Raw genomic sequence first — 18,953 nt, 5'->3', positions numbered from 1 at the left:
CCGGTATTTCATCAGTTAATGATGAGAACCGGCTTTTTTTTATGAACAAGAATAGGCAAGAATACTCGAGCTTGGGAAGGAACCAAATGTAAAGTTCGGCCAAAAAAAGCCAGTTGTTCTCCCGAAAGGCTGTGAAGATAGAACATACATTAAAAATACTTGACCGTTTCTCATAAACACAATCGTCCACCTTCTATTACATCCCGCGGCAAATTGAACCGATTGCTGACCTCCACCTGTTTGCCCTGAAATAAGTGACTGCATGCTTTGAGGCTGTGATAATGCTTGTTGATATTGCGAAACGATATGCTGTGGTGGGGCTGGCGGGGCTGATCCACTAGATCCGGGCCCAGTGCCTCCTCCTCCGATTGGAAACCCTGGAAATCCTCCAACTTGAGAAGGGAGCGACGGCCAACCTTGCATCTGCCTATCATATGAGTACCCATTCCACATACCTTCATACGGATAATACATATTCAACACCACTTTCTTAGACATTCATCACGATAGTATATGTCATAAATGAAAAAGCGTGTTGAACGTCCAAACAGAAACTTTTCCAAAAAACGTTTTGTTCTTCTTTAGAACGGTTAAATAGTAGATATAAAGAAAAAATAAAAAAATGAAAACTTTTTGCCACCCTCAAACGTTATATATATAGAAAGAAAAGAAATAAAAAACATTTCAATTTAATACTTGTAATATCACTGTAATTATTGTAACATTTGTAACATAAGAAGTTTTCATTGAGAAAAGGAGGCAATCGCCTTGAAAAAATTATTCGTTTTATTAACTGCTATTATGCTTATGATCTCATTACAATCTACAACATTGGCCGCTTCTAAAAAACCAGCCACTTTGACAAATAAAGAAGCGTTACATATTGCCCTTGATGCACGGGAACACTTTTGGAGTGCGATGTCAGGCTACAAAATTAATGAACATTCTGATTACAAATTAAAATCATTTAGCTATAAAGACATGACTTACAACTATCTTTCTAAAACATTTGATACAAAGAAAAAACTAAACAGCTACCTATCTCAAGTTTTCACAAAAGAAGCCATCAATCAAGGTTTAAAAGACTACCAGTTCATTGTTCATAAAGGCAAAATGGCTGTTCCAGTCGGCGACGGAGACAATATGCTTAATTGGGATAAAGCGACACCTAAACTTGTCTCTAAAAAACAAACAGTCCGCACATATGAATTCACTGTCCCAACACTTGATGGACGCAAAGTACAAAGAACGGTTACGTTCGAAAAAGGACAAAAAGATTGGAAAGTCACAAAAATTGACGCTGTTATCTAAATAAAAAACCAGGCCATTCAATCGGCCTGGTTTTTATATTGAAGTAAATTCAGTCATGCGGTCTAAGGAGTGAGCAAGTGATGATGCCGTGCGAAATTCATTAAAAGGAAGCCCGAGCTGCACAGCGGTTTGGGCAATTTCTGGTCTGATTCCTGAAATAGTTGTCTCTACTCCAATTAACCGAAGTGATGTGACAAGATCAAAGATTTGATGAGCCACCATTGTATCAATAATGACAACGCCCGATAAATCAATACATAAATGCTGTACACCTTTTTGTGAGCACTGTTTCAGCGTATTTTCTAAAATAATCTTCGCTCTCGCTGTATCAATATCACCTACTAACGGCAATAACGCAATATGACTTTTTAAGACAATGACAGGTGAGCTCAGCTCGTAAATCATGTCTCTTTGTGCCACGAGCTTCCTCGTTGTATTTTTCACATATTGCTGGATGAACATATGAATGGAAATATTAAACGCCTCTGAAATTAAATCATACCAATAAAAGATGCGGTCAATATCAATTTCATCTTGACGCTGTTTAATAAATTCTTTTAAGTAATGAAGGACCACTCTTTGATTGGACATGTATTCTCTCACAACATAATCTAATGGTGTGTTTAAATGCTTTGGGTCACTGGCTAAGTCTTCAGACCACTTTTTAAACTCAGTATGTAAATACGTCTTGTCTTCAATAAGAGCACGTATAAAATGCTGGTAATAATCTTGATTTTGCCGTTTTAGCTCTGATATGATGCTGGAATCTGTTGAACGATATATTGATTCTGGATCATCATCTTCAATTGAATCATACCAAGTTTCAGTCAGTTTCTCTGCATGTTGCATGAAATAATCGTATAATGCACGGTTCTTATCCATAAGCATATGTCCCTTCACATTTTCTTCTTGTCTGTCTTTGTACCTTATAGGATCCATTGTACCACTGAATCTTTTGCCCCTGCTAGCTCCAATACGCTCTGATCATCATCAAAAAAGGCACCTACTCACAGGTGCTCTCTTTTAGTTTTATTTCACAATAAATAAAATTCTTTTCCCATCAGGATACCCGCTCATCTGGTGTCCGACCCATGAGCCCGCTCCCCTATTATCAGACGGGCTGACATATTGAACACTCGCCCCTTTTCCTCCTTCAAGACAAACTGCCATCGGCCACTCATCTCGGTCGAATCCAGGCTTAGTCGGAATGCCTTTTAATGATTCTTGCCTGCGGGCATCTGCTCCATTTCGGTCTATCGTACACACATCTGAATGCCCTTTTCGAATGGCTTCTTGAATATGACTGCCTGTTTCAGGGTACCGTTCCTTTGGAAATTGAATGACATGATCATATCGATCCGCACCTTTTGCCGCATGTTCCTCCCCAAATCCACCTAACAGCGTGCCCATCCATATCACAAAGCATAAGGCGACAGCAGTAATCCAGCCTCTTCTCATTTTCAAAAATGCGTGACCTCCTCATTTTTCTCAAGTAGAATCTTGACTTAAAGGAAATGTGTCATTTTAATGTATGAGTCGTTCACGAATGACATGTGAAAAAAATGAAGAGGCTGAAAACTCAATGAATCTTTCAAGCATAGACAGATAGACACTTGTATCCACATAAAAAAGCTTGTCCCCTATGAAGGAAACAAGCTTTATGTTCTAGCTTTTATTGCGCTTTTGCATAGTTGATAAATTCAACAAAGGCAGCTGTCGCTTTTGGACCGCCATTAATCGTTCCGTTTGAATACCCTGCGTTATGAACCCCAACGATTTGCTGATTTTGATCTAGCATCGCTGAGCCTGAATTTCCGCTAAATGTATCAATCGTATAGTATGCGAGATTCGTATCTTCTCTTGTCACAGGACCTGACATCTCCCACTGCGACACCTTGCCAGTCGATCTCATTTTATCACCTGGATATCCAGAAATTTTAATCGTTGTCCCAGTTAAGTTTGACACTTGACGGATGGAGCGGTAACCGACTGTATTGCCAATGTTCGTATCTGTTTTGATCACGGCAAAATCATATTGGCTCGCACCTGTATTGATATATCCGCTTGGTACATAGAACTCTGTCATATTTGCTGACCCATTTACCGCAGTGCTATCATTCATCCCTGGATACACCGATCCTTTTGCACTATAACTTCTCGATGCTGTATTGTACACGCAGTGTCCGTTTGTCAAAATTTTGTTAGGGGCAATGAGTGTCCCCGTGCAGCTGGAGCCGCCAAATGTAATATAAGCAATTGAATTATATGGTGCTACTCTTGTATTTGCTACTTTTGTTCTACCATCGTCTCCAATGACGACTTTAGTTTGAAAGTCTTTTACATATTTTGATAGTGGTTTTACTTTTTCACCAACAGTTGAAGATAGATCATCCACTTTGTCAAAGGATGAGGGGGATTTCGTATCTTTGTGGAAATCACTTGAAGAGATCACCTTTCCATCAGAAGTCACCATGTCATAATCAGATGTTAGTACTGAATCCGATGCGGCATGGGCAAAACTAGGCACACTTAAAGCACCAAAAACGAGTAGAGAAGGGAGTAACATTTTCACCTTTTTCATCATATTCCTCCTTTATGTCCTATATCAAAAATGATACGATTGTTCCATATTGGAGTAAATGAGAGAATATTCTTATTTTTTACAAAATATTTCATTTTCAAATTAGGTGTTTTGTATCTTTCAAACTTTCATTCTATCGATCTCACCTCTCTTGATGAAACAGAAAAAACCGCCTAATTGGCGGTCTTCCCTCTTGTCAGCTCCATACATCTTTTACATATCTATTATTATTCGCAAGGGTTGTCAGCCAATTTTCAGCTGCTTCCTTCGAGCATTGTTTCTCGTGTTGATAGAGGTCGATCAGTGTAGCCTCTACATCTGGTGCCATGACTTTTCCGTCCCCGCACACGTAAAGATACGCACCTTGGTCAAGTAACTTGATTAACATGCCGCCGTCTTCTTTCAACAAATGCTGGACATATACTTTTTGCTCTTTGTGACGAGAATAAGCCCGGTGGATGTGGACAACTCCTTTTTGTGCTGCAAGCTGCATTTCTTCAAAATACAGATCATCTTCATGAGGGTGACGGCAGCCAAAATATAGGTGAGCTTCGCCTAGTGGCTTGCCTTCCTTCTGCCATACTTCTCTTGCCTGAACAAACCCTCTAAATGGAGCGATTCCTGTACCCGGTCCGATCATGATCATCGGTACTTCAGATGAAGGCGGCAGCTGGAATCCTGCCTGCGCTTCGTGGAGGAAGCAGGCGACTTCTTCTCCTTCCTGCAGACCGCATAAATAGTTTGATGCGACTCCGGCATATTCTCCGCGGCCGCTCCACGCTTTCCCTTTCACAACCGCCACTGTGATACTGACTCTTTTTTCATCGACCTTTGGTGAGCTAGAAATAGAATAATAGCGCGGCTTCAAACCTGGTAAAAGTGCTAAAAAGTGCACAAATGACAGCTCACATGCTTCATATTGATCTAGTAAGTCAAGCATGGTTACTCGTTTCTTTAAAATAGCTTCTTGATACGCTTCACCAGCCATTTGCTCAAGCTCCACGCGGTGAGGCGGACAAACTGTATATGCGGCGAGCTCTCTTAGCTGCGTACGTGTTGCAGGCTCTTGAAGCTCAACATGCGACACAAGTAATTCTCTCATTTGAATCGGCTGATCTAAAGGTAAATGATTTGCTTCTTTCTCAGAAGAAAGCTTGATGTGCTGCTTAGGATCTAGATTGAAGCGATTGATCACCCGCTGAACGAGTGCATCACTATTTTTCGGAACAATTCCGATATGATCCCCTTCTTTGTACTTTTTCCCTTCAGGCAATTGCAGCTCTATATGTCTTGTTTGCCGATCACTTTTTTCAGATTGTAATTCTTCATTTTTCAGTACAACAGCTGAAAAAGCACCATATGTTTTCGCCACAGGACGTTCTACTAGCTCATTGGTATAAGCAACTGATAGCTTTGGGTTTTCTTTACCTTTTTCTTGGAAGGTGAGCTTAAATTCTTTTGCGAGCTGCTTGAAGACCGTTTTCTGAAATGCTTCTTTATCCTCATCCATATCTCCGCCTGCATCACCTTCTCCTAAATCAGCTGCACGCTTCGCACCTTTTCTTTCAAGTGCTTCATCAATGAGACGAGGAATACGCTGGTACGTACTCGCCCAATTTCGATCTCCGCATCCAAACACAGCAAACGTCACGTTTGTTAAATCCTGCTCTTTATCCTGCGTGACCCAATCCACAAATTTTTTCGCATGGTCAGGCGGATGTCCATTATATGAAGCGGTCACGATGAAGACTGCACCCTTATCTGGTAATTGACGTGTATAGTCATCAAGCGGAGCAGTGGTCACATCAAACCCTTTTGCTTTTCCTTCTTCAGCCAATTCGTTTGCGATTTGCTGCGCTGTGCCAAGATTTGATCCATATAAAACAAGCAATGGTGTACCATGACTCTCCACTTTTGACTCATCAGATTTTGTGCTTTTTTTCGCCTCTTCTTTCGGTGGTGCCATAAAGAGTTGCTGCTTTCTTGGCCGCACTTTGATTTTAAAATCGTTTGGCTTAATCGTCAGAGATTCTTTTAAATCAAGTTCATATGATGTGTGATCAATCAATTCCAGGTTGTGCAGGACCATTGCCAGTACCATTGTGGCTTCATGAAGGGCGAATTGCATGCCGATACATGCACGCTGTCCATTCCCAAAAGGCTTGTAGGCATGCTGCGGGATCTTTTCAGGGTGTAGAAACCGCTCTGGTTTAAATTCTTCCGCATCCTCTCCCCATACCGCTTGATCACGATGTAACTTAGGTAGCAGCACGGAGACACTTTGGTTCTTTTTAATCGAATATTTCCCTCCGATGACGGTGTCCTCTTTCGCATAAAAAGAGAACGTAGGCGCTGTTGGCCAGAGGCGAAGAGATTCATTTAAAACCATACGTGTGTAATTTAGTTTTTGTACCTGCTTAAATGTTGGCAGTCCGCCTTGCAGCACATCATCTGCTTCTTGGACAGCTTTCTTTAATTTTTCAGGATTCTTTAATAAGAAATAAATCGCAAAGGATAGCAGCCCGCTTGTTGTTTCGTGCCCAGCTATTAAGAAGGTAATGATTTGATAGCGAATATTTTCATCTGACAGGCGCTCTCCTGTTTCAGGGTCCTTTGCATGCAGCATGAGGGACAGTAAATCATCGCCCGTTTTATCTTGTTTTTTCCGTTCTTGAATAATGTCATCTACTAATTGCTTCATAAAATCGACATTTTCTTCAAATTTTTTTCTTCTTGTGATCATTAGCTTATCTGCAACCGGCAACCGGCTCGCCTGATCCATCGCTTCGCTTAAACCATTCACCATACTTTCGATGAATGGATGCTGATTTTCTTTATAAAAACTGTTAAACCTGAAATCAAAACCACAAAGTCCGATCGTATCTAAAGTAAGCTTTGTCATATCCTCTGCTACTTCAATTTCTTCATCACGGCCTGTTCTTTGCCATTTTTGTACAAGCTGTGTGGCAATATCGAGCATCATTTCATGATAGCCCTTCATGGCCTGCTGACTAAACGCCGGCATCAAGATGTGGTGAGCCTTTCTCCAGTTCGGTTCTTCTGTCCAGCTCGTAAATAACCCATCCCCTGCAAATGCTCTTACTTTATTGAGACTAGTCCCAATGTATTTATCAAAACGGCTCTCATCACATATTTCTTGGAAAAGTTCATGATTAGAAACAAAAATACTTGTTGCTTTTGAAAATTCAAACTGAAAGATCGGTCCTAATTCATCTGCCAGCCGCCAAAAGGTTTGAGAAAGCTCCCCCTTTTTGATATGGGGAATATTTTTAAAAGGTCCGTATGTTTTTGGTTTTGGAATGATTGATGTTTGTTGCATGTGCCCACTCCTTTTCATTCATTAAGATGCGACGCTGATAGCGCGCCATAAACTTTGCTCAATGTCCTCTAGAAATTCAATCGTTGGCTCTATTTCTTCTGCAAGAATTTGTTTATGTAGCTGTACAAAGGCACCAAATACAATCGATAGAATGGTTCTACCTGAAAGATTTGGATGAATCCCATCCTTTTTCCCTTCTTCAAAGATAAGGAATAGCTCATGTAACAAATGCTGCATTTTCTCTTTGCTCGTCTCGTCTAAGTAATGGGATCGTTTATCAATTTCTAAGAAATATAGCCCGCTTGGATTCTCCTTTGTAAATAAAACCAAGCAATAAAATACATGCTTAAAGTACGCCCGAATACTCGCCTTTGGATCTGGACTGTTTGTGTTCATTTTTTCGATAAATGCAGAAAGGCTGCGCTGGTACAAAATATTGACGAGTGCCTCTTTACTGTCGAAATAACGGTAAATGGTTCCCGCTCCGACGTTTGCTCTTTTTGAAATCATTGGCATCGTGGTCCCATCAAAGCCCCGTTCAATAAATAAGTCTAGTGAAGCCTTCATAATCTGTTCTTGTTTATCAGTCACTGCTAGCACTTCATCCCCTCCTCGCCACAGGAATGAACGTTCATTCCGCAAACGGTATATTATATTAATATTTTAATTTGTTCTATATACACTTAAACACATTTATTTTTTTCCGTCATCACATTTTCTGAAAATAATAAAAATTAAGAAATGATGCCTAGTCAGACAGCACCCAAAGGACTTAGAAACATTGACAGATATGTGTCATGCGGGTGACCTCAGCACTATACTTCATTCTTGATCAATCGGAGAGTGAATGTGGTCGTCATATGTATCAATATATAAGCTGCCATTACTTGAACGGACTGCGTATACAATGTCCTTTAAGGAGAGCTGCCTTTTCTTAAGCTCTTCATCTATCCACTCCACCGTTAATTGATTTTCATGAATGTTTTTCAAAATGAGCTTTCCGTCCATGATCACTTCAATAGGCATGTAGCCCTCTGCCTTCATATACAATTGAAGATCCTTTCGAGTGACATTTTCAAACGAAGGATATTTTTTCACTGACATATGTCCATCTGTTTCAATTATGGCAAATTCAACTTCGCTAATATCAAAAATGTCTTTTTCTCTCAGCTGCTGATTTAAATAATCAAGGGTATATCTCATTCCCTTCATATTCTCTTCAAGAATTTTGCCATTTTGTATGACAAGGGTTGGTTTACCGGCCATAAATCCTCTCAATTTCCGGCTCCTTAAAGCAATGAGCGAAATCACATAAATGATCATGACAAGCGTGACAAAGGAAATCGTCGTGTGATGAAACGGAAGCGTTGTATTAAACGCGAGACTCGCCGCAATTGAACCTAAGCTAATGGCTGCTATAAAATCAAAAATATTCATTTGCGCTATGGTTTGCTTTCCAAGAAGACGTGCTCCGCCAAATAAAATCGCAAAAGCAAACATCGTCCGTAAAATGACTTCAATATGGTCAGGCATGTAAGGGTCCACCTTTCAATTGCATCAAAAAAAGCCTTTTCCTTAGAAAAGACTCCTTTTTAGACTATGCATTTATTCCATCATTATTCAATTGGGCTGCATCGCTTTGCTCAAATTGTGAGCGCAGCTCAATAATGGAGCTATTTCTGACAGCATTGGCATCTTGCTCAAGAAGCCACGTATAAAATCTAGCTTGCTCCGCTGTTTGCAATGCCTGCATATATTTATGCGTGGAACGCTTCTCTGCAACGCGCTGTTTGATCGCGCGCATCTGCTTCCAGAATTGATAATAAGGAAGCTTGAGCTTGGTCATCAAGCCGCGATCATCCTCAATGACATATCCCTCTTCTTTGATCGAGTCGTCATGAGAAACGGCCTGATACCATTTATAAAAAGACGTCCAATCATGGAACACAGCCACTTCCTGCTTGCTGGATATTCCAAGCTGTTCGCTTACTCTTTTCACTTCAGTAAATGGTGCCTTTTCATAGCTTAGCTGACGCTTCACTATATCAAGCAAAATGAGTTGATCATGATCATATGTGATAATATGTGGGTCTTTCTCTGGCAAAATGACTTCAAACACAAGAGATGCATTGTGGTCACGTACGTATGATTTGATGTAGTCGACCTGCACGTCTCCGAAGGTCTGATAGAATAACTCCTCGACCCAGGAAGCATGCTGATTTTGTTTCACATGAGATGTATACGATTTGGACGTAAACACCAATTCATCTTCCATTTCGTTATACCCAACCGTCCCTAAATATCCATTTGCTTTATCATAGACGGTGACAGGAAATTGAAGGTGGTTTACTAGATGATGCATTTTTGTCTCCGGACGCTCATCAATGTTAAAAAATTTGTTGTAGCTTCTTGAAACAATCTGCTTTGACACCATATTGACAAACAAGCCTCTTGCCTTCACATTCACATCATCCCACTGCCGTTCACTAAACGCTTTTTTCGTAAAATTAAAAGATGAAATGTGGTGCGGAAGCTTTAATTCCTGTACATACTCATGCTGATCTAAGTGAGCTAAAAAGTCATCTAGTGAGATATCTGGTTGAATAGTGGCTGATGGTTTTTTCTCAGAAGCTCTATAGATTGGGTTGTCAATTTCATGAGTCTCAATCCCGTCAGCTGTGATTTTCAACACCCTCAGCTGTCCCCCGAATTCAACCTGGCCTTCTAGATTATAAGACCTTTCCGCTGCTTGAATAGGCAGCCTGTATAAATTGCGATGCCCGTGAATTTGAATGACATCTAATCCAGCAGTATTTTGAACAAACAAGTGATCAATGTCATCTGAATATTCACCTACACCGTGGATGAGCTGCTGTGTTGAGACATGCAATAGCTCTTCTGGCAAATGAGCAAGCCCCCCGTGGGTAACAAGAAATGTCTTGCCATGGTACGTAAAATAAGTAAGCTGATGAAATGTCCTAACAAACTTTCGTACTTCTTTTAAATCAAAGTCTGCTGCTTCAATCTCAGGTGCAGTATGCCGGTTAAACATATTACTTCTTACTTTTTCACCATGTGCAAACCGGTATAAATGCTGATCATGATTGCCCTCAATCACGATGACATTCCGGCATTCTCTATGTGCGAGCATCCATTCTAATACTTCCTTGTTTTCTATACCTCTATCAAGCAAATCACCTGCAAAGATATAAAGTTCATTTTCTTTAATATCTCCTTGCAAATAGGTGGTCAGAGCGGTATGACAGCCGTGAATATCTCCAAAAACATGAATGGCCTCATATTGATCGAAGGATCGAGGCTGATAGGTCATCACTTGCGGATATTCCTCAGGCTGCAAGACAGTCACCCATGATGGGACCTTTTCTGTTTTTAACCGCTCATTCATTTGATATAAAACAGACTCCCGCACAACTTTGTGAGCTTCCCGTGAGCGATTTTGCAATAGAGCTGTTTCAAGCGACACCTGCGTGAAATCGACGACATACACCCTGTAACGATACGATGTGGCCAGCGATTTATATTGAGATATCGATTTGCTTGAAATATGCGTGGCATCAATCACAGTAAAGTCTCCGCGTTCCATACGTGCTGTAAGCAATTCAAATAATAAAGACCAGACTTTGTGGTCATGCTTGCTTAAAATTTCTGGTTTCCCATTGACAGATAACTGCGGAGGCTGGGTCAAAAGACGAATCTGATCCGCTGATAATGTGTAAGGCTCTAAGCCTTGGGCTTTGATCCAAGTTGATTTCCCTACGCCTGGGAGACCTCGTAAAAGGACTAAAGTTCTCATATTGGTTCTCCTTTAATAAGTGATATTTTACCTATTATAGATAAATGATGGATAAATCTCAATCTTTTATCGATTATGGTAATATATAGATAGAAAGGGAGGTTTTACGTATGTCTAATGGGGAGAATATGGCATTTAATATTGGTGATCTTCTATTTCAAGTGTTCTCTCTTCTATTCATTGCTGCTATCGTGACGATCATTGTCATCGCTTTTCGAATGATCAGAAGAAAACGAATGGAATTGAAGAAGGTTGAGGAAAGATTGAACAAAGTGATTGAAAAAAACGATTTAAAAGAGTAAAAAATCCGGAATTTAACCGGATTTTTTTTGTTTCATCACAATCCCTTGCCGCTGCTGCATCAAAAAGAAAAAGACGCCTAAAAGGACAAGAAAACCGCCACACATTTGGAGCAGCGTGACTTTCTCTCCAAGCAGCCATACAGCAAGAATCGTGGCTCCAACAGGTTCGCCAAGGATACTCATTGAAATGGTTGTGGCATTGACATAGGTTAAAAGCCAATTATTAATGACATGAGACATGGTGGGAATGATCGCAAGCAATAAAAAGATTCCCCACTCTTTACCCGGATAGCCTGTAAAAGGCGTTTGCTGAATCAAATTGAATAAAATTAAAAAAAGACCGGCAAAACCAAACACACAAAAACTATAAATCCAATGAGATATCTTTCTGACAGCCTGTTGACCTATTAATAAATAACAAACAACCGCGATCACACTTAAAAAGGATAAAATGTCTCCTAGGATGGCTTCCTGGCTATGACCTATGTCTCCCCACCCAATCATAAGTGCACCAACAATTGCGGCACACATCGTCAAGAGTGCAGGCAGCGTGGTTCGTTCACGGAAAAAGAGAAAGCCGCCTAATAAGGAGACCATCGGCTGAAGGGCGATGATAATAGTAGAGCTTGCCACAGTCGTCAGCTTCAGTGAGCCAAACCACAACACAAAATGGAGTCCTAAAAAGAAGCCTGACATACATAAGAAAAACCAATCTCTTCGCTGAATCGAGAGAAATTCTTTTTTTCGTGGCAGAATAAACGGCAGCATAAAAATCGCGGCAAAGATCATTCGATACATGCTTAAAATAGCAGCAGGTGCATTTGACCATTTCACAATGATAGCAGAAAACGAAATGGCAATAATTGAAATCACAAGCGGTAGTGCAATTGATTTCTTTTGAGCAGTTGACTTCATGTCCATAAGCAGCTTCCTTTACATCAGCAGTAGATGAGAAGTTCATCTTGTATGTCGTCATCTTACTATGTCCAATCCGCTAGAGGCAAGATGATTTTAAAACTTATGTACGCTTTTTTTGCATGAAAAAAGGCTTTCTTCTCGAAAGCCCTATTCATCATCTATCAATAGATAAACCGCCCGAACTGGACCATGAACCCCTACTACTAAATTCATCTCGATATCCGCAGAGTTACTCGGACCTGATATGAAATGAATAGCACCTTTCGCCTGCTCTCCCTCCTCTACTGAGCGATTAAGAGCCGAAACAGCTTGAATCATCCGCGGAACCACCGTGCTTTTTTCGATACACACGATATACATCATCGGTAAAAAATGGAGCGCTCTTCCTTGGCCCTGATGGGATGAAAGGACGACTGTACCTGATTCTGCTAAGGTGTAATCACTGAATACAACCGAATACGCCGCTTGCTCTGCCAGCCTGATATTTTCTTCCCTTGAAGCCTCAGCATTCCAACTGGTGACTGCGAATCCTTCGTGCTGCAAGGTGTCAAACATCGGATAAAATCCATATTGTTCAAAACGATGATCGCCCGATGTCATCACAGAACCCTCTCCATACTCTGTCATCAATGATCGTAATACAGAGGGCGCTTCCTCTGGTGTTGTTTCGACCACTCTTGTATGAATTCGTTGACATTGCACCTTCAATTGCTCGACTAGCTCTTCTTTAGACAAAAGTCCGTTTGTTTCCCACTGAACTTGATGCTTCCAAGCTGGACGCTGAATAGATGCAGGCGAGGAGGAATCCTTCCCTAATTGCTTACGGATATGAGCTAAAAACGATTCTCGGTGAGAAATGGTTCCCTTCATCACTGTTCCTCCTTCTGTCTCTTTTTAAACCAATCCCTGAATCTTTCTTTACTTGGAGCTGGCAGGTCACGAATATCTGTCCAATTCTTTAAAGGACCTATTCCTTTTGAAATCTGTCCGTTTGAAGCCATACGATTCATCAATACAGGAGCTGCTTTTGTTCCGAATTGATACATCCCGGGAGTCGATGCGCCCATTCCGAACATTTTCATCGCCATCATTTCAGCTTTAGACGCTCTCCCCTCTTTTTCCACGATGACTTGACGATGTTTTATTAATAACTCGTGAAGCGGGATCTTTACTGGACAAGCATCTGTGCAGGCCGCGCAAAGGCTGGATGCAAAGGGGAGCTCTTGGTAGTCATCATAGCCGCCAAGAAGCGGCGATAAAACAGCACCAATTGGCCCCGGATAAATCGATCCGTATGAATGTCCGCCCACATGCCGGTAAACTGGGCACACATTGATGCAGGCTGCGCACCTGATACATTGGAGAACAGGCTGAAAGGCAGTACCTAATATATTGGACCGCCCATTGTCCACAATGACCAAGTGAAATTCTTCTGGTCCATCCACTTCTTCTTCTCCTTTTGGTCCAACGACAGAAATGTAACTCGTTAATTTCTGACCGACTGCACTTCTGCACAAAAGACCAACGAGGACATCCAGCTCCTCCATCGTTGGAACAATCCGTTCCATGCCCATAACGGCGATATGTGTCTTCGGGATAGCCGTGACAAGATCCGCATTCCCTTCATTTGTCACTAGGCAAATGGAACCTGTATTGGCGACAGCAAAATTACAGCCGGTGACACCAATATCTGCTTCGAGGAACTTTTCACGTAAGATGGCTCTCACAAAACTCGTCATATTTTCAGGTGTCTCTGACATCTCATATCCGAGCTTTTCGTGAAAGACTTCTCGTATTTGTTTTTTCGTCATATGAAGAGCAGGTGCCACAATATGTGAAGGAGGTTCATGATCATCTACTTGCAGAATATACTCGCCAAGATCGCTTTCCACCACCTCACAGCCGATCTCTTCAAGGGCTTGATTCATTTCAATTTCTTCTGTGACCATTGATTTTGATTTAACGATCTTTTGGGCCGCCTTTTTCTGTGCCACATGTTGAATATACGCCGATGCCTCTTCCTTTGTTTTTGCAAAAAAGACATGTCCTCCGCGTGCACTAACACTTTCACTTAACTGGTATAAGTAGTCATCAAGATGCGTCAGCGTATGCTGCCGGATTTCCTCGCCAAGCTCACGCCACTTTTCCCAATTGCCAAGCTCTTCGCTCGCAGCTAGCCGCCTTTCATACAGGCGTTCCTGTGCTGAGGAAACAGCACCTCTCATGACTTTATCTTCTAACCCTTCCCCGATTCGTTCTTTAAAGGCCTTCTCTCCAATTTTCATACTCATGTGCCGTTCCCCCTCTTAAAGTCAGCGGCTATTTAATACCTCTGCGATATGCATCACTTGAATGGGTTTATCAAGACGGTTCAGCCTCCCGCCAATATTCAGCAGGCAGCCGCAGTCAGCACCAATGATGTATTTAGCGTGTGTCTCCTCTATGCTTTGGACTTTCTCATCGACCATTTGCTCAGAAATAGGAGTCATTTTTACTGAAAAGGTTCCTCCAAATCCGCAGCAATTTTCGGCGCGCGGCAATGGTGTCATCGTCAAATCTTTGACATTTGACAACAGTGTGAAAGGGGCTTCCTTAATTCGCAGCAGTCTCGTCATATGACAGGATGTGTGATAGGTTGCGTTTCCTTTCAGGCTCGCTCCGACATCTGTGACGTGTAATATATCAACAATAAACTCGGTTAATTCATATGTTTTCTCAGCAAGTGCCTTAGCTTTTGCTGACCACACTGGGTCTTCTTTTAAAAGATGAGGATATTCTAAAAACATCGCCTTACAAGAACCTGACGGCGTCACGACATATTCAGCTGATTCAAAGGCTTTGATCATGTTTTTTGCTGCTTTAATGGTTTCTTTTGTATAGCCGCTGTTAAAGGCTGGCTGCCCGCAGCACACTTGTGCCTCTGGAAATTCCACTTCTACACCGAGCCTTTCTAATACTTCCACTGTGGCCTTTCCTACATTTGGCTGCATGGTGTCAATTAAACAAGTAACGAATAAATGGACTTTCATCGGCGAACTTCCCTTCTTTGCTGCAATTTGATGCATCAATTTGGTCATCTGATGACGAAATAACAGGCCTTATTTTCATTTTAATCCCAAATTTCTGAAATTTCAACGAGGTGATTTGTCTAAATTTGGACATATGGCTCGTGTAGCTTGAATGAAAAAAAACGCCCTTTTAATAGGACGTTTGAGAAAATTTATTTTGTAATCATTTCACGAATTTTTTCGTCGATAGGTGTTAACGGCCGTCCTAATAAGGTTTCGAAATCATGGCTTTCAACGGCTAAGGCACCATCGCGAATTCCGCTTTGAATGGCTTTGACAAATGGCACAGCTTCTTTTGGTACACCATTAGAAGCTAAAAATTCCCCAAATGTGTCGACATCAATTTGCTCCACTTTGATCTCTTTTCCGCTCACCTCACTGACAATGTGAGCAAGTTCAGTGTGTGTCCGAAGAGGGCCTGACAGTTCATATATCTCCTTGTCATGTTTAGAAAGTGTTAACGCATTTGCGGCCGCTTCTGCGTAGTCATTTCTTGTTGCCCAGCCAACCTTGCCATCACCAATTGGACTTAAAAATGGTGCGCCGCTAACGGCTGCTAGTATCGTATCTTTTTCATTTTCTACATACCAGTTGTTTCTTAGAAACACATGAGGAATGCCAGAGGCCACAATGGCTTCTTCAGTTTTTGCGTGGTCGTGTGCAAGGACAAGCTGACTCTCTCTTGCATTCACAACGCTTGTATAAGCAATAAAGGATACACTGGCTGCTTTCGCCGCTTGGATGGCAGCCGTATGCTGCTGCACGCGGTCACCATCCGCAGTTGAAATGATCAAAAGGCGGTCAATGCCTTGAAAGGCTGCCTTAAGGGTGTCTGGCTGAGTAAAGTCTCCACGGCGTACATCCACCCCGGCTTCCTTTAAATGTGCTGCTTTTTGCGGATCTCGAACACTCACCGCAATTTGTTCAGCTGGTACCTTTTTAAGTAAATGCTGGACGACGAGCGATCCAAGCTGTCCTGTTGCGCCTGTTACTAATAATTTCATTTGTTTGACCTCCTCATTTTTCATTCAACGGTGATGTACATACGTTATAATCAAAATGGTTACAACAAAGGTGTAAAAAAAGCTCCAATGTATGAGCTTTTTTATTCCGCCTCTGTCAATAATTGCTGAATTGTCACTTGCTTTAGGTGATTCTCAAGTGCAGCTTGTGCTTCTTTTAGTTCATGCCGCAGTCTCGTATCCATCGCTTGACCAATCGGGCATGCGATGACGGGCTGATGAAAGTTAAATAATTCTTCATCCTCGCTTACATCGACAGCGCGGTACACATCTAATAGCGTGATGTCCTCAGCCGGTCTTTTTAAATAAGCACCGCCTACTCCGCGGCGGATCTCAATAAGATCCGCCCGTTTGAGCATTGCCATCATTTTTCGAACAATGGCTGGATTTGAATTCACGCTCTCTGCAATAAAATCACCTGTACACTCTTTTGGAACACCTGCAATAAATGACACAATATGAACAGCAATCGGATACCTGTTGCTAATTTGTTTCACAATCTTTCACCACCGTTGTAATCAATATAGTTACAACGAATGATTTTGTCAATCAATAAACGGATTTTTCTTTCGATCCCAGTCCTCATATGTCATGATATCGTGGTCTTCTTCTGTATCAAGCTCAAGCGGGGCAATGCATTCAAGCAGATTTCCATCTGGGTCAAGAAAATAGATCGCTGCATGAAATTGCGGCGGATTATCGAGAACTAAAGGCTGCTTCTCTTCTGAAAAGCCAAACATTGGGTGAATGCTGATGCCTTTTTCAACCAGCCAAGCCTTGATTTGTTCGATACTAGACGTTGTAATTTGAAAAGCAACGTGCCGTGTCGAGGGATGATATGGGAAGTCATTGATATCTACTTTCCACAAGCCAAGCCAGCTCTTCCCTTTCTCAATCCATAAAAAAGCAACTCGTTCATTTGCGTGAGCAAGTGTCAATTCCAATTTTTCATAAAACGCAATAGATGTCTTTAAGTCACTCACAGGTAAATGGGCTTCATACAAACCTTTTATCATCATCAAAATCACTCCTTTTCTACCTTCTATTCTGCGGGAATTGATGAGATTCTGCCTCAGCAAAACGATGTATTTTATCCCCTTCATTGGTTTGAGAAGAATGATATGTTTGATCGATTACATATGGGGGAAGTTGTTCAAATAAAAGAAAGGAGCGCTTTATATGCCTTGGACGATGAATGATTATCCTGCTTCATTTAAATCATTAGACAACGTCATTCGAAAAAAAGCGCTTGAGATTGCGAACAAAATGATGCAGGAAGGCTATGACGAAAGTAGAGCCATCCCAATTGCAATCAGTCAAGCGAAAGAATGGAAAAAGAACGCAACGGAGAAAGAGATCGAGAATGTCTCAGCTCATGGTTCTGTCACGCCATCTAAAGACAGCAGCTCCGCAAGACCAGAGCTTATGGATCATGCGCAGCATGTCGTCAAACACGAAGAAGGCTGGGCGGTTCAAACAGAGAAAGCAAAACGAGCAAGTGAGGTCAAAGAAACGAAACAAGAAGCCATCGACCGGTCAAGTGAGATTGCATCTAATAAAGGGACTTCTGTTGTTATCCATAGAAAAGATGGGAACATTCAGGATGTGTTAAAACCGCAGTAAGACCGCTCAAAAGCGGTCTTATTTTATGCATTCTTTTCTTTTTTCGCTGGTGCTTTTCTTTTTTTAGGTGCTGCCTTTTTCGCTTTGGCTGGTTTTGATCGGTCGATTGAAGCCTGTAGAGCTGCCATTAAATCGGTCACATTGGATGCAGGATCTTTTTTGCCTGTCGTTTCTGGCTGAACTGTATGTTCTCCAGATATTTTATCTCCAATTAAATTCATCAGCTGTTCTCTGTATTCATCCTGATAGGCAGCTGGATCGAAAGTTGTGGTTAATTGCTCGATTAAAAGAAGCGCTGTATCTAACTCCTTTTTTACAATGTTTTCTTCTTGGGGGATATTCGGTACATCTGATACCTGTCTAATTTCATCAGGGAAATGAATGGTTTCCATCAGTAAAATATGTTCATAGCATCTAACGATTGCTAATTGCTCCTTTGAGCGGATCATAATCTTTGCGACACCAATTTTCCCCGATTCCTCTAAAGCTTTTCTTAATAATGAATAAGCCTTCGCTCCGCCGGTATCTGGTGATAAAAAGTAACTTCTTTCATAATAGATTGGATCAATCTCTTCTATCTTCACAAAATCAATGATTTCAACGGCTTTTTCTTCATTTTCTTTTCGCAGCTTTTCAAGCTCTTCCTCGTCTAATTCAATGAATTTATTTTTCGCATACTCGAACGCTTTGACGATTTGTTCTGGTGCCACCTCTTCCCCGCAGTTGGCACAAACTTTTTTATAGTTAATGGGCGTGTGACACTCTTTATGCAGCTGCCTTAATTTAATGTCTTTGTTCTCTGTAGCGGTAAACAGCTTCACTGGAATATTGACTAGTCCAAAGCTAATGCCGCCTTTCCAAACTGTATGCATCGCGTCGCCTCCGTTCTTTTCTCCTTACTATGCAATGTTTTCGTTAGACTTATGTATGTGAATGAAAATTTCATCCCACTCTAAGAACACATTATACGAGGA

At 41.4% G+C, this 18,953-nt stretch carries 19 protein-coding genes; 3 read left to right on the top strand and 16 right to left on the bottom strand.

Features of this window, described 5'->3' with window-relative positions:
• Nucleotides 1-39 precede the first annotated feature (39 nt).
• Nucleotides 40-474 carry a hypothetical protein gene (locus tag MKZ05_RS08760; protein WP_339162223.1) on the bottom strand — a complete coding sequence of 145 codons (435 nt, stop codon included), beginning with the start codon at nt 472-474 and terminating at the stop codon, nt 40-42.
• A 294-nt stretch (nt 475-768) separates the two neighbouring features.
• On the opposite strand from MKZ05_RS08760, the gene MKZ05_RS08755 reads away from it, so the two are divergent.
• Nucleotides 769-1,311 (top strand): IseA DL-endopeptidase inhibitor family protein, encoded by a 543-nt coding sequence (locus MKZ05_RS08755; RefSeq protein ID WP_003211360.1) that lies wholly within the window; start codon nt 769-771, stop codon nt 1,309-1,311.
• A gap of 33 nt (nt 1,312-1,344) precedes the next feature.
• Here the strand turns inward: MKZ05_RS08755 and MKZ05_RS08750 are convergent, their stop codons facing one another.
• From MKZ05_RS08750 to MKZ05_RS08720, 7 genes are all read right to left on the bottom strand, one after another.
• Nucleotides 1,345-2,193 carry an STAS domain-containing protein gene (locus MKZ05_RS08750; protein WP_339162222.1) on the bottom strand — a complete coding sequence of 283 codons (849 nt, stop codon included), beginning with the start codon at nt 2,191-2,193 and terminating at the stop codon, nt 1,345-1,347.
• A 147-nt stretch (nt 2,194-2,340) separates the two neighbouring features.
• Nucleotides 2,341-2,721 carry a NucA/NucB deoxyribonuclease domain-containing protein gene (locus tag MKZ05_RS08745; RefSeq protein WP_223251181.1) on the bottom strand — a complete coding sequence of 127 codons (381 nt, stop codon included), beginning with the start codon at nt 2,719-2,721 and terminating at the stop codon, nt 2,341-2,343.
• Between the two features lie 262 nt (nt 2,722-2,983).
• Entirely contained in the window at nt 2,984-3,892 is a 909-nt protein-coding gene (locus MKZ05_RS08740; RefSeq protein ID WP_339162220.1) for a trypsin-like serine protease, read from the bottom strand.
• Nucleotides 3,893-4,088: 196 nt separating this feature from the next.
• On the bottom strand, nt 4,089-7,232 hold the full coding sequence (locus tag MKZ05_RS08735) for a bifunctional cytochrome P450/NADPH--P450 reductase (protein WP_339162217.1): 3,144 nt from the start codon (nt 7,230-7,232) through the stop codon (nt 4,089-4,091).
• A gap of 21 nt (nt 7,233-7,253) precedes the next feature.
• The gene (locus MKZ05_RS08730; RefSeq protein ID WP_050945461.1) at nt 7,254-7,799 is read right to left on the bottom strand and encodes a TetR/AcrR family transcriptional regulator; all 546 of its coding nucleotides are present in this window, start codon (nt 7,797-7,799) and stop codon (nt 7,254-7,256) included.
• A 255-nt stretch (nt 7,800-8,054) separates the two neighbouring features.
• Nucleotides 8,055-8,765: a DUF421 domain-containing protein gene (locus MKZ05_RS08725; RefSeq protein ID WP_113387033.1), complete on the bottom strand. Its 711-nt coding sequence runs from the start codon at nt 8,763-8,765 to the stop codon at nt 8,055-8,057.
• Nucleotides 8,766-8,829: 64 nt separating this feature from the next.
• Nucleotides 8,830-11,046, bottom strand: coding sequence for an RNA ligase (locus MKZ05_RS08720; protein ID WP_137054584.1), 2,217 nt, complete (start codon nt 11,044-11,046; stop codon nt 8,830-8,832).
• 110 nt (nt 11,047-11,156) lie between these two features.
• On the opposite strand from MKZ05_RS08720, the gene MKZ05_RS08715 reads away from it, so the two are divergent.
• Complete coding sequence (locus tag MKZ05_RS08715) at nt 11,157-11,348, top strand: TIGR00366 family protein (RefSeq protein WP_137054585.1); 192 nt, start codon at nt 11,157-11,159, stop codon at nt 11,346-11,348.
• A 12-nt stretch (nt 11,349-11,360) separates the two neighbouring features.
• Here the strand turns inward: MKZ05_RS08715 and MKZ05_RS08710 are convergent, their stop codons facing one another.
• From MKZ05_RS08710 to MKZ05_RS08680, 7 genes are all read right to left on the bottom strand, one after another.
• A complete protein-coding gene (locus tag MKZ05_RS08710) occupies nt 11,361-12,269 on the bottom strand; it encodes a DMT family transporter (RefSeq protein WP_050944906.1) in 909 nt (302 codons plus the stop codon).
• A 144-nt stretch (nt 12,270-12,413) separates the two neighbouring features.
• The gene (locus MKZ05_RS08705; protein ID WP_339162215.1) at nt 12,414-13,136 is read right to left on the bottom strand and encodes a lactate utilization protein C; all 723 of its coding nucleotides are present in this window, start codon (nt 13,134-13,136) and stop codon (nt 12,414-12,416) included.
• Entirely contained in the window at nt 13,136-14,557 is a 1,422-nt protein-coding gene (locus MKZ05_RS08700; RefSeq protein WP_310023856.1) for a LutB/LldF family L-lactate oxidation iron-sulfur protein, read from the bottom strand. The genes MKZ05_RS08705 and MKZ05_RS08700 overlap by 1 nt, the downstream gene beginning before the upstream one ends.
• A 21-nt stretch (nt 14,558-14,578) precedes the next feature.
• Nucleotides 14,579-15,295 carry a (Fe-S)-binding protein gene (locus MKZ05_RS08695; RefSeq protein ID WP_339162214.1) on the bottom strand — a complete coding sequence of 239 codons (717 nt, stop codon included), beginning with the start codon at nt 15,293-15,295 and terminating at the stop codon, nt 14,579-14,581.
• A 191-nt stretch (nt 15,296-15,486) separates the two neighbouring features.
• The gene (locus MKZ05_RS08690; protein ID WP_284907591.1) at nt 15,487-16,338 is read right to left on the bottom strand and encodes an SDR family oxidoreductase; all 852 of its coding nucleotides are present in this window, start codon (nt 16,336-16,338) and stop codon (nt 15,487-15,489) included.
• A gap of 101 nt (nt 16,339-16,439) precedes the next feature.
• Nucleotides 16,440-16,853 (bottom strand): Rrf2 family transcriptional regulator, encoded by a 414-nt coding sequence (locus MKZ05_RS08685; protein WP_339162213.1) that lies wholly within the window; start codon nt 16,851-16,853, stop codon nt 16,440-16,442.
• A 48-nt stretch (nt 16,854-16,901) separates the two neighbouring features.
• Nucleotides 16,902-17,375: a VOC family protein gene (locus MKZ05_RS08680; protein WP_339162210.1), complete on the bottom strand. Its 474-nt coding sequence runs from the start codon at nt 17,373-17,375 to the stop codon at nt 16,902-16,904.
• A gap of 160 nt (nt 17,376-17,535) precedes the next feature.
• Here MKZ05_RS08680 and MKZ05_RS08675 point away from each other — a divergent pair, with 160 nt between their 5' ends.
• Complete coding sequence (locus MKZ05_RS08675; protein ID WP_339162208.1) at nt 17,536-17,979, top strand: DUF2188 domain-containing protein; 444 nt, start codon at nt 17,536-17,538, stop codon at nt 17,977-17,979.
• 23 nt (nt 17,980-18,002) lie between these two features.
• Here the strand turns inward: MKZ05_RS08675 and MKZ05_RS08670 are convergent, their stop codons facing one another.
• Nucleotides 18,003-18,851: a Ku protein gene (locus MKZ05_RS08670; RefSeq protein WP_339162206.1), complete on the bottom strand. Its 849-nt coding sequence runs from the start codon at nt 18,849-18,851 to the stop codon at nt 18,003-18,005.
• Nucleotides 18,852-18,953 lie beyond the last annotated feature (102 nt).

The organism is Bacillus sp. FSL M8-0277 (assembly GCF_037975305.1).
Taxonomy (GTDB): Bacteria; Bacillota; Bacilli; order Bacillales; family Bacillaceae; genus Bacillus; species Bacillus pumilus.
The sequence above is the reverse complement of the archived record's forward strand: the minus strand, read 5'-3'. Positions and strand labels throughout refer to the sequence as shown.

Coding starts and splice junctions, on each gene's coding strand:
- MKZ05_RS08760 (WP_339162223.1), bottom strand. CDS start 474: ATGTATTATCCGTATGAAGGTATGTGGAATGGGTACTCATATGATAGG.
- MKZ05_RS08750 (WP_339162222.1), bottom strand. CDS start 2,193: ATGGATAAGAACCGTGCATTATACGATTATTTCATGCAACATGCAGAG.
- MKZ05_RS08745 (WP_223251181.1), bottom strand. CDS start 2,721: ATGGGCACGCTGTTAGGTGGATTTGGGGAGGAACATGCGGCAAAAGGT.
- MKZ05_RS08740 (WP_339162220.1), bottom strand. CDS start 3,892: ATGAAAAAGGTGAAAATGTTACTCCCTTCTCTACTCGTTTTTGGTGCT.
- MKZ05_RS08735 (WP_339162217.1), bottom strand. CDS start 7,232: ATGCAACAAACATCAATCATTCCAAAACCAAAAACATACGGACCTTTT.
- MKZ05_RS08730 (WP_050945461.1), bottom strand. CDS start 7,799: ATGAAGGCTTCACTAGACTTATTTATTGAACGGGGCTTTGATGGGACC.
- MKZ05_RS08725 (WP_113387033.1), bottom strand. CDS start 8,765: ATGCCTGACCATATTGAAGTCATTTTACGGACGATGTTTGCTTTTGCG.
- MKZ05_RS08720 (WP_137054584.1), bottom strand. CDS start 11,046: ATGAGAACTTTAGTCCTTTTACGAGGTCTCCCAGGCGTAGGGAAATCA.
- MKZ05_RS08715 (WP_137054585.1), top strand. CDS start 11,157: ATGTCTAATGGGGAGAATATGGCATTTAATATTGGTGATCTTCTATTT.
- MKZ05_RS08710 (WP_050944906.1), bottom strand. CDS start 12,269: ATGGACATGAAGTCAACTGCTCAAAAGAAATCAATTGCACTACCGCTT.
- MKZ05_RS08705 (WP_339162215.1), bottom strand. CDS start 13,136: ATGAAGGGAACCATTTCTCACCGAGAATCGTTTTTAGCTCATATCCGT.
- MKZ05_RS08700 (WP_310023856.1), bottom strand. CDS start 14,557: ATGAGTATGAAAATTGGAGAGAAGGCCTTTAAAGAACGAATCGGGGAA.
- MKZ05_RS08695 (WP_339162214.1), bottom strand. CDS start 15,295: ATGAAAGTCCATTTATTCGTTACTTGTTTAATTGACACCATGCAGCCA.
- MKZ05_RS08690 (WP_284907591.1), bottom strand. CDS start 16,338: ATGAAATTATTAGTAACAGGCGCAACAGGACAGCTTGGATCGCTCGTC.
- MKZ05_RS08680 (WP_339162210.1), bottom strand. CDS start 17,375: ATGATGATAAAAGGTTTGTATGAAGCCCATTTACCTGTGAGTGACTTA.
- MKZ05_RS08675 (WP_339162208.1), top strand. CDS start 17,536: ATGCCTTGGACGATGAATGATTATCCTGCTTCATTTAAATCATTAGAC.
- MKZ05_RS08670 (WP_339162206.1), bottom strand. CDS start 18,851: ATGCATACAGTTTGGAAAGGCGGCATTAGCTTTGGACTAGTCAATATT.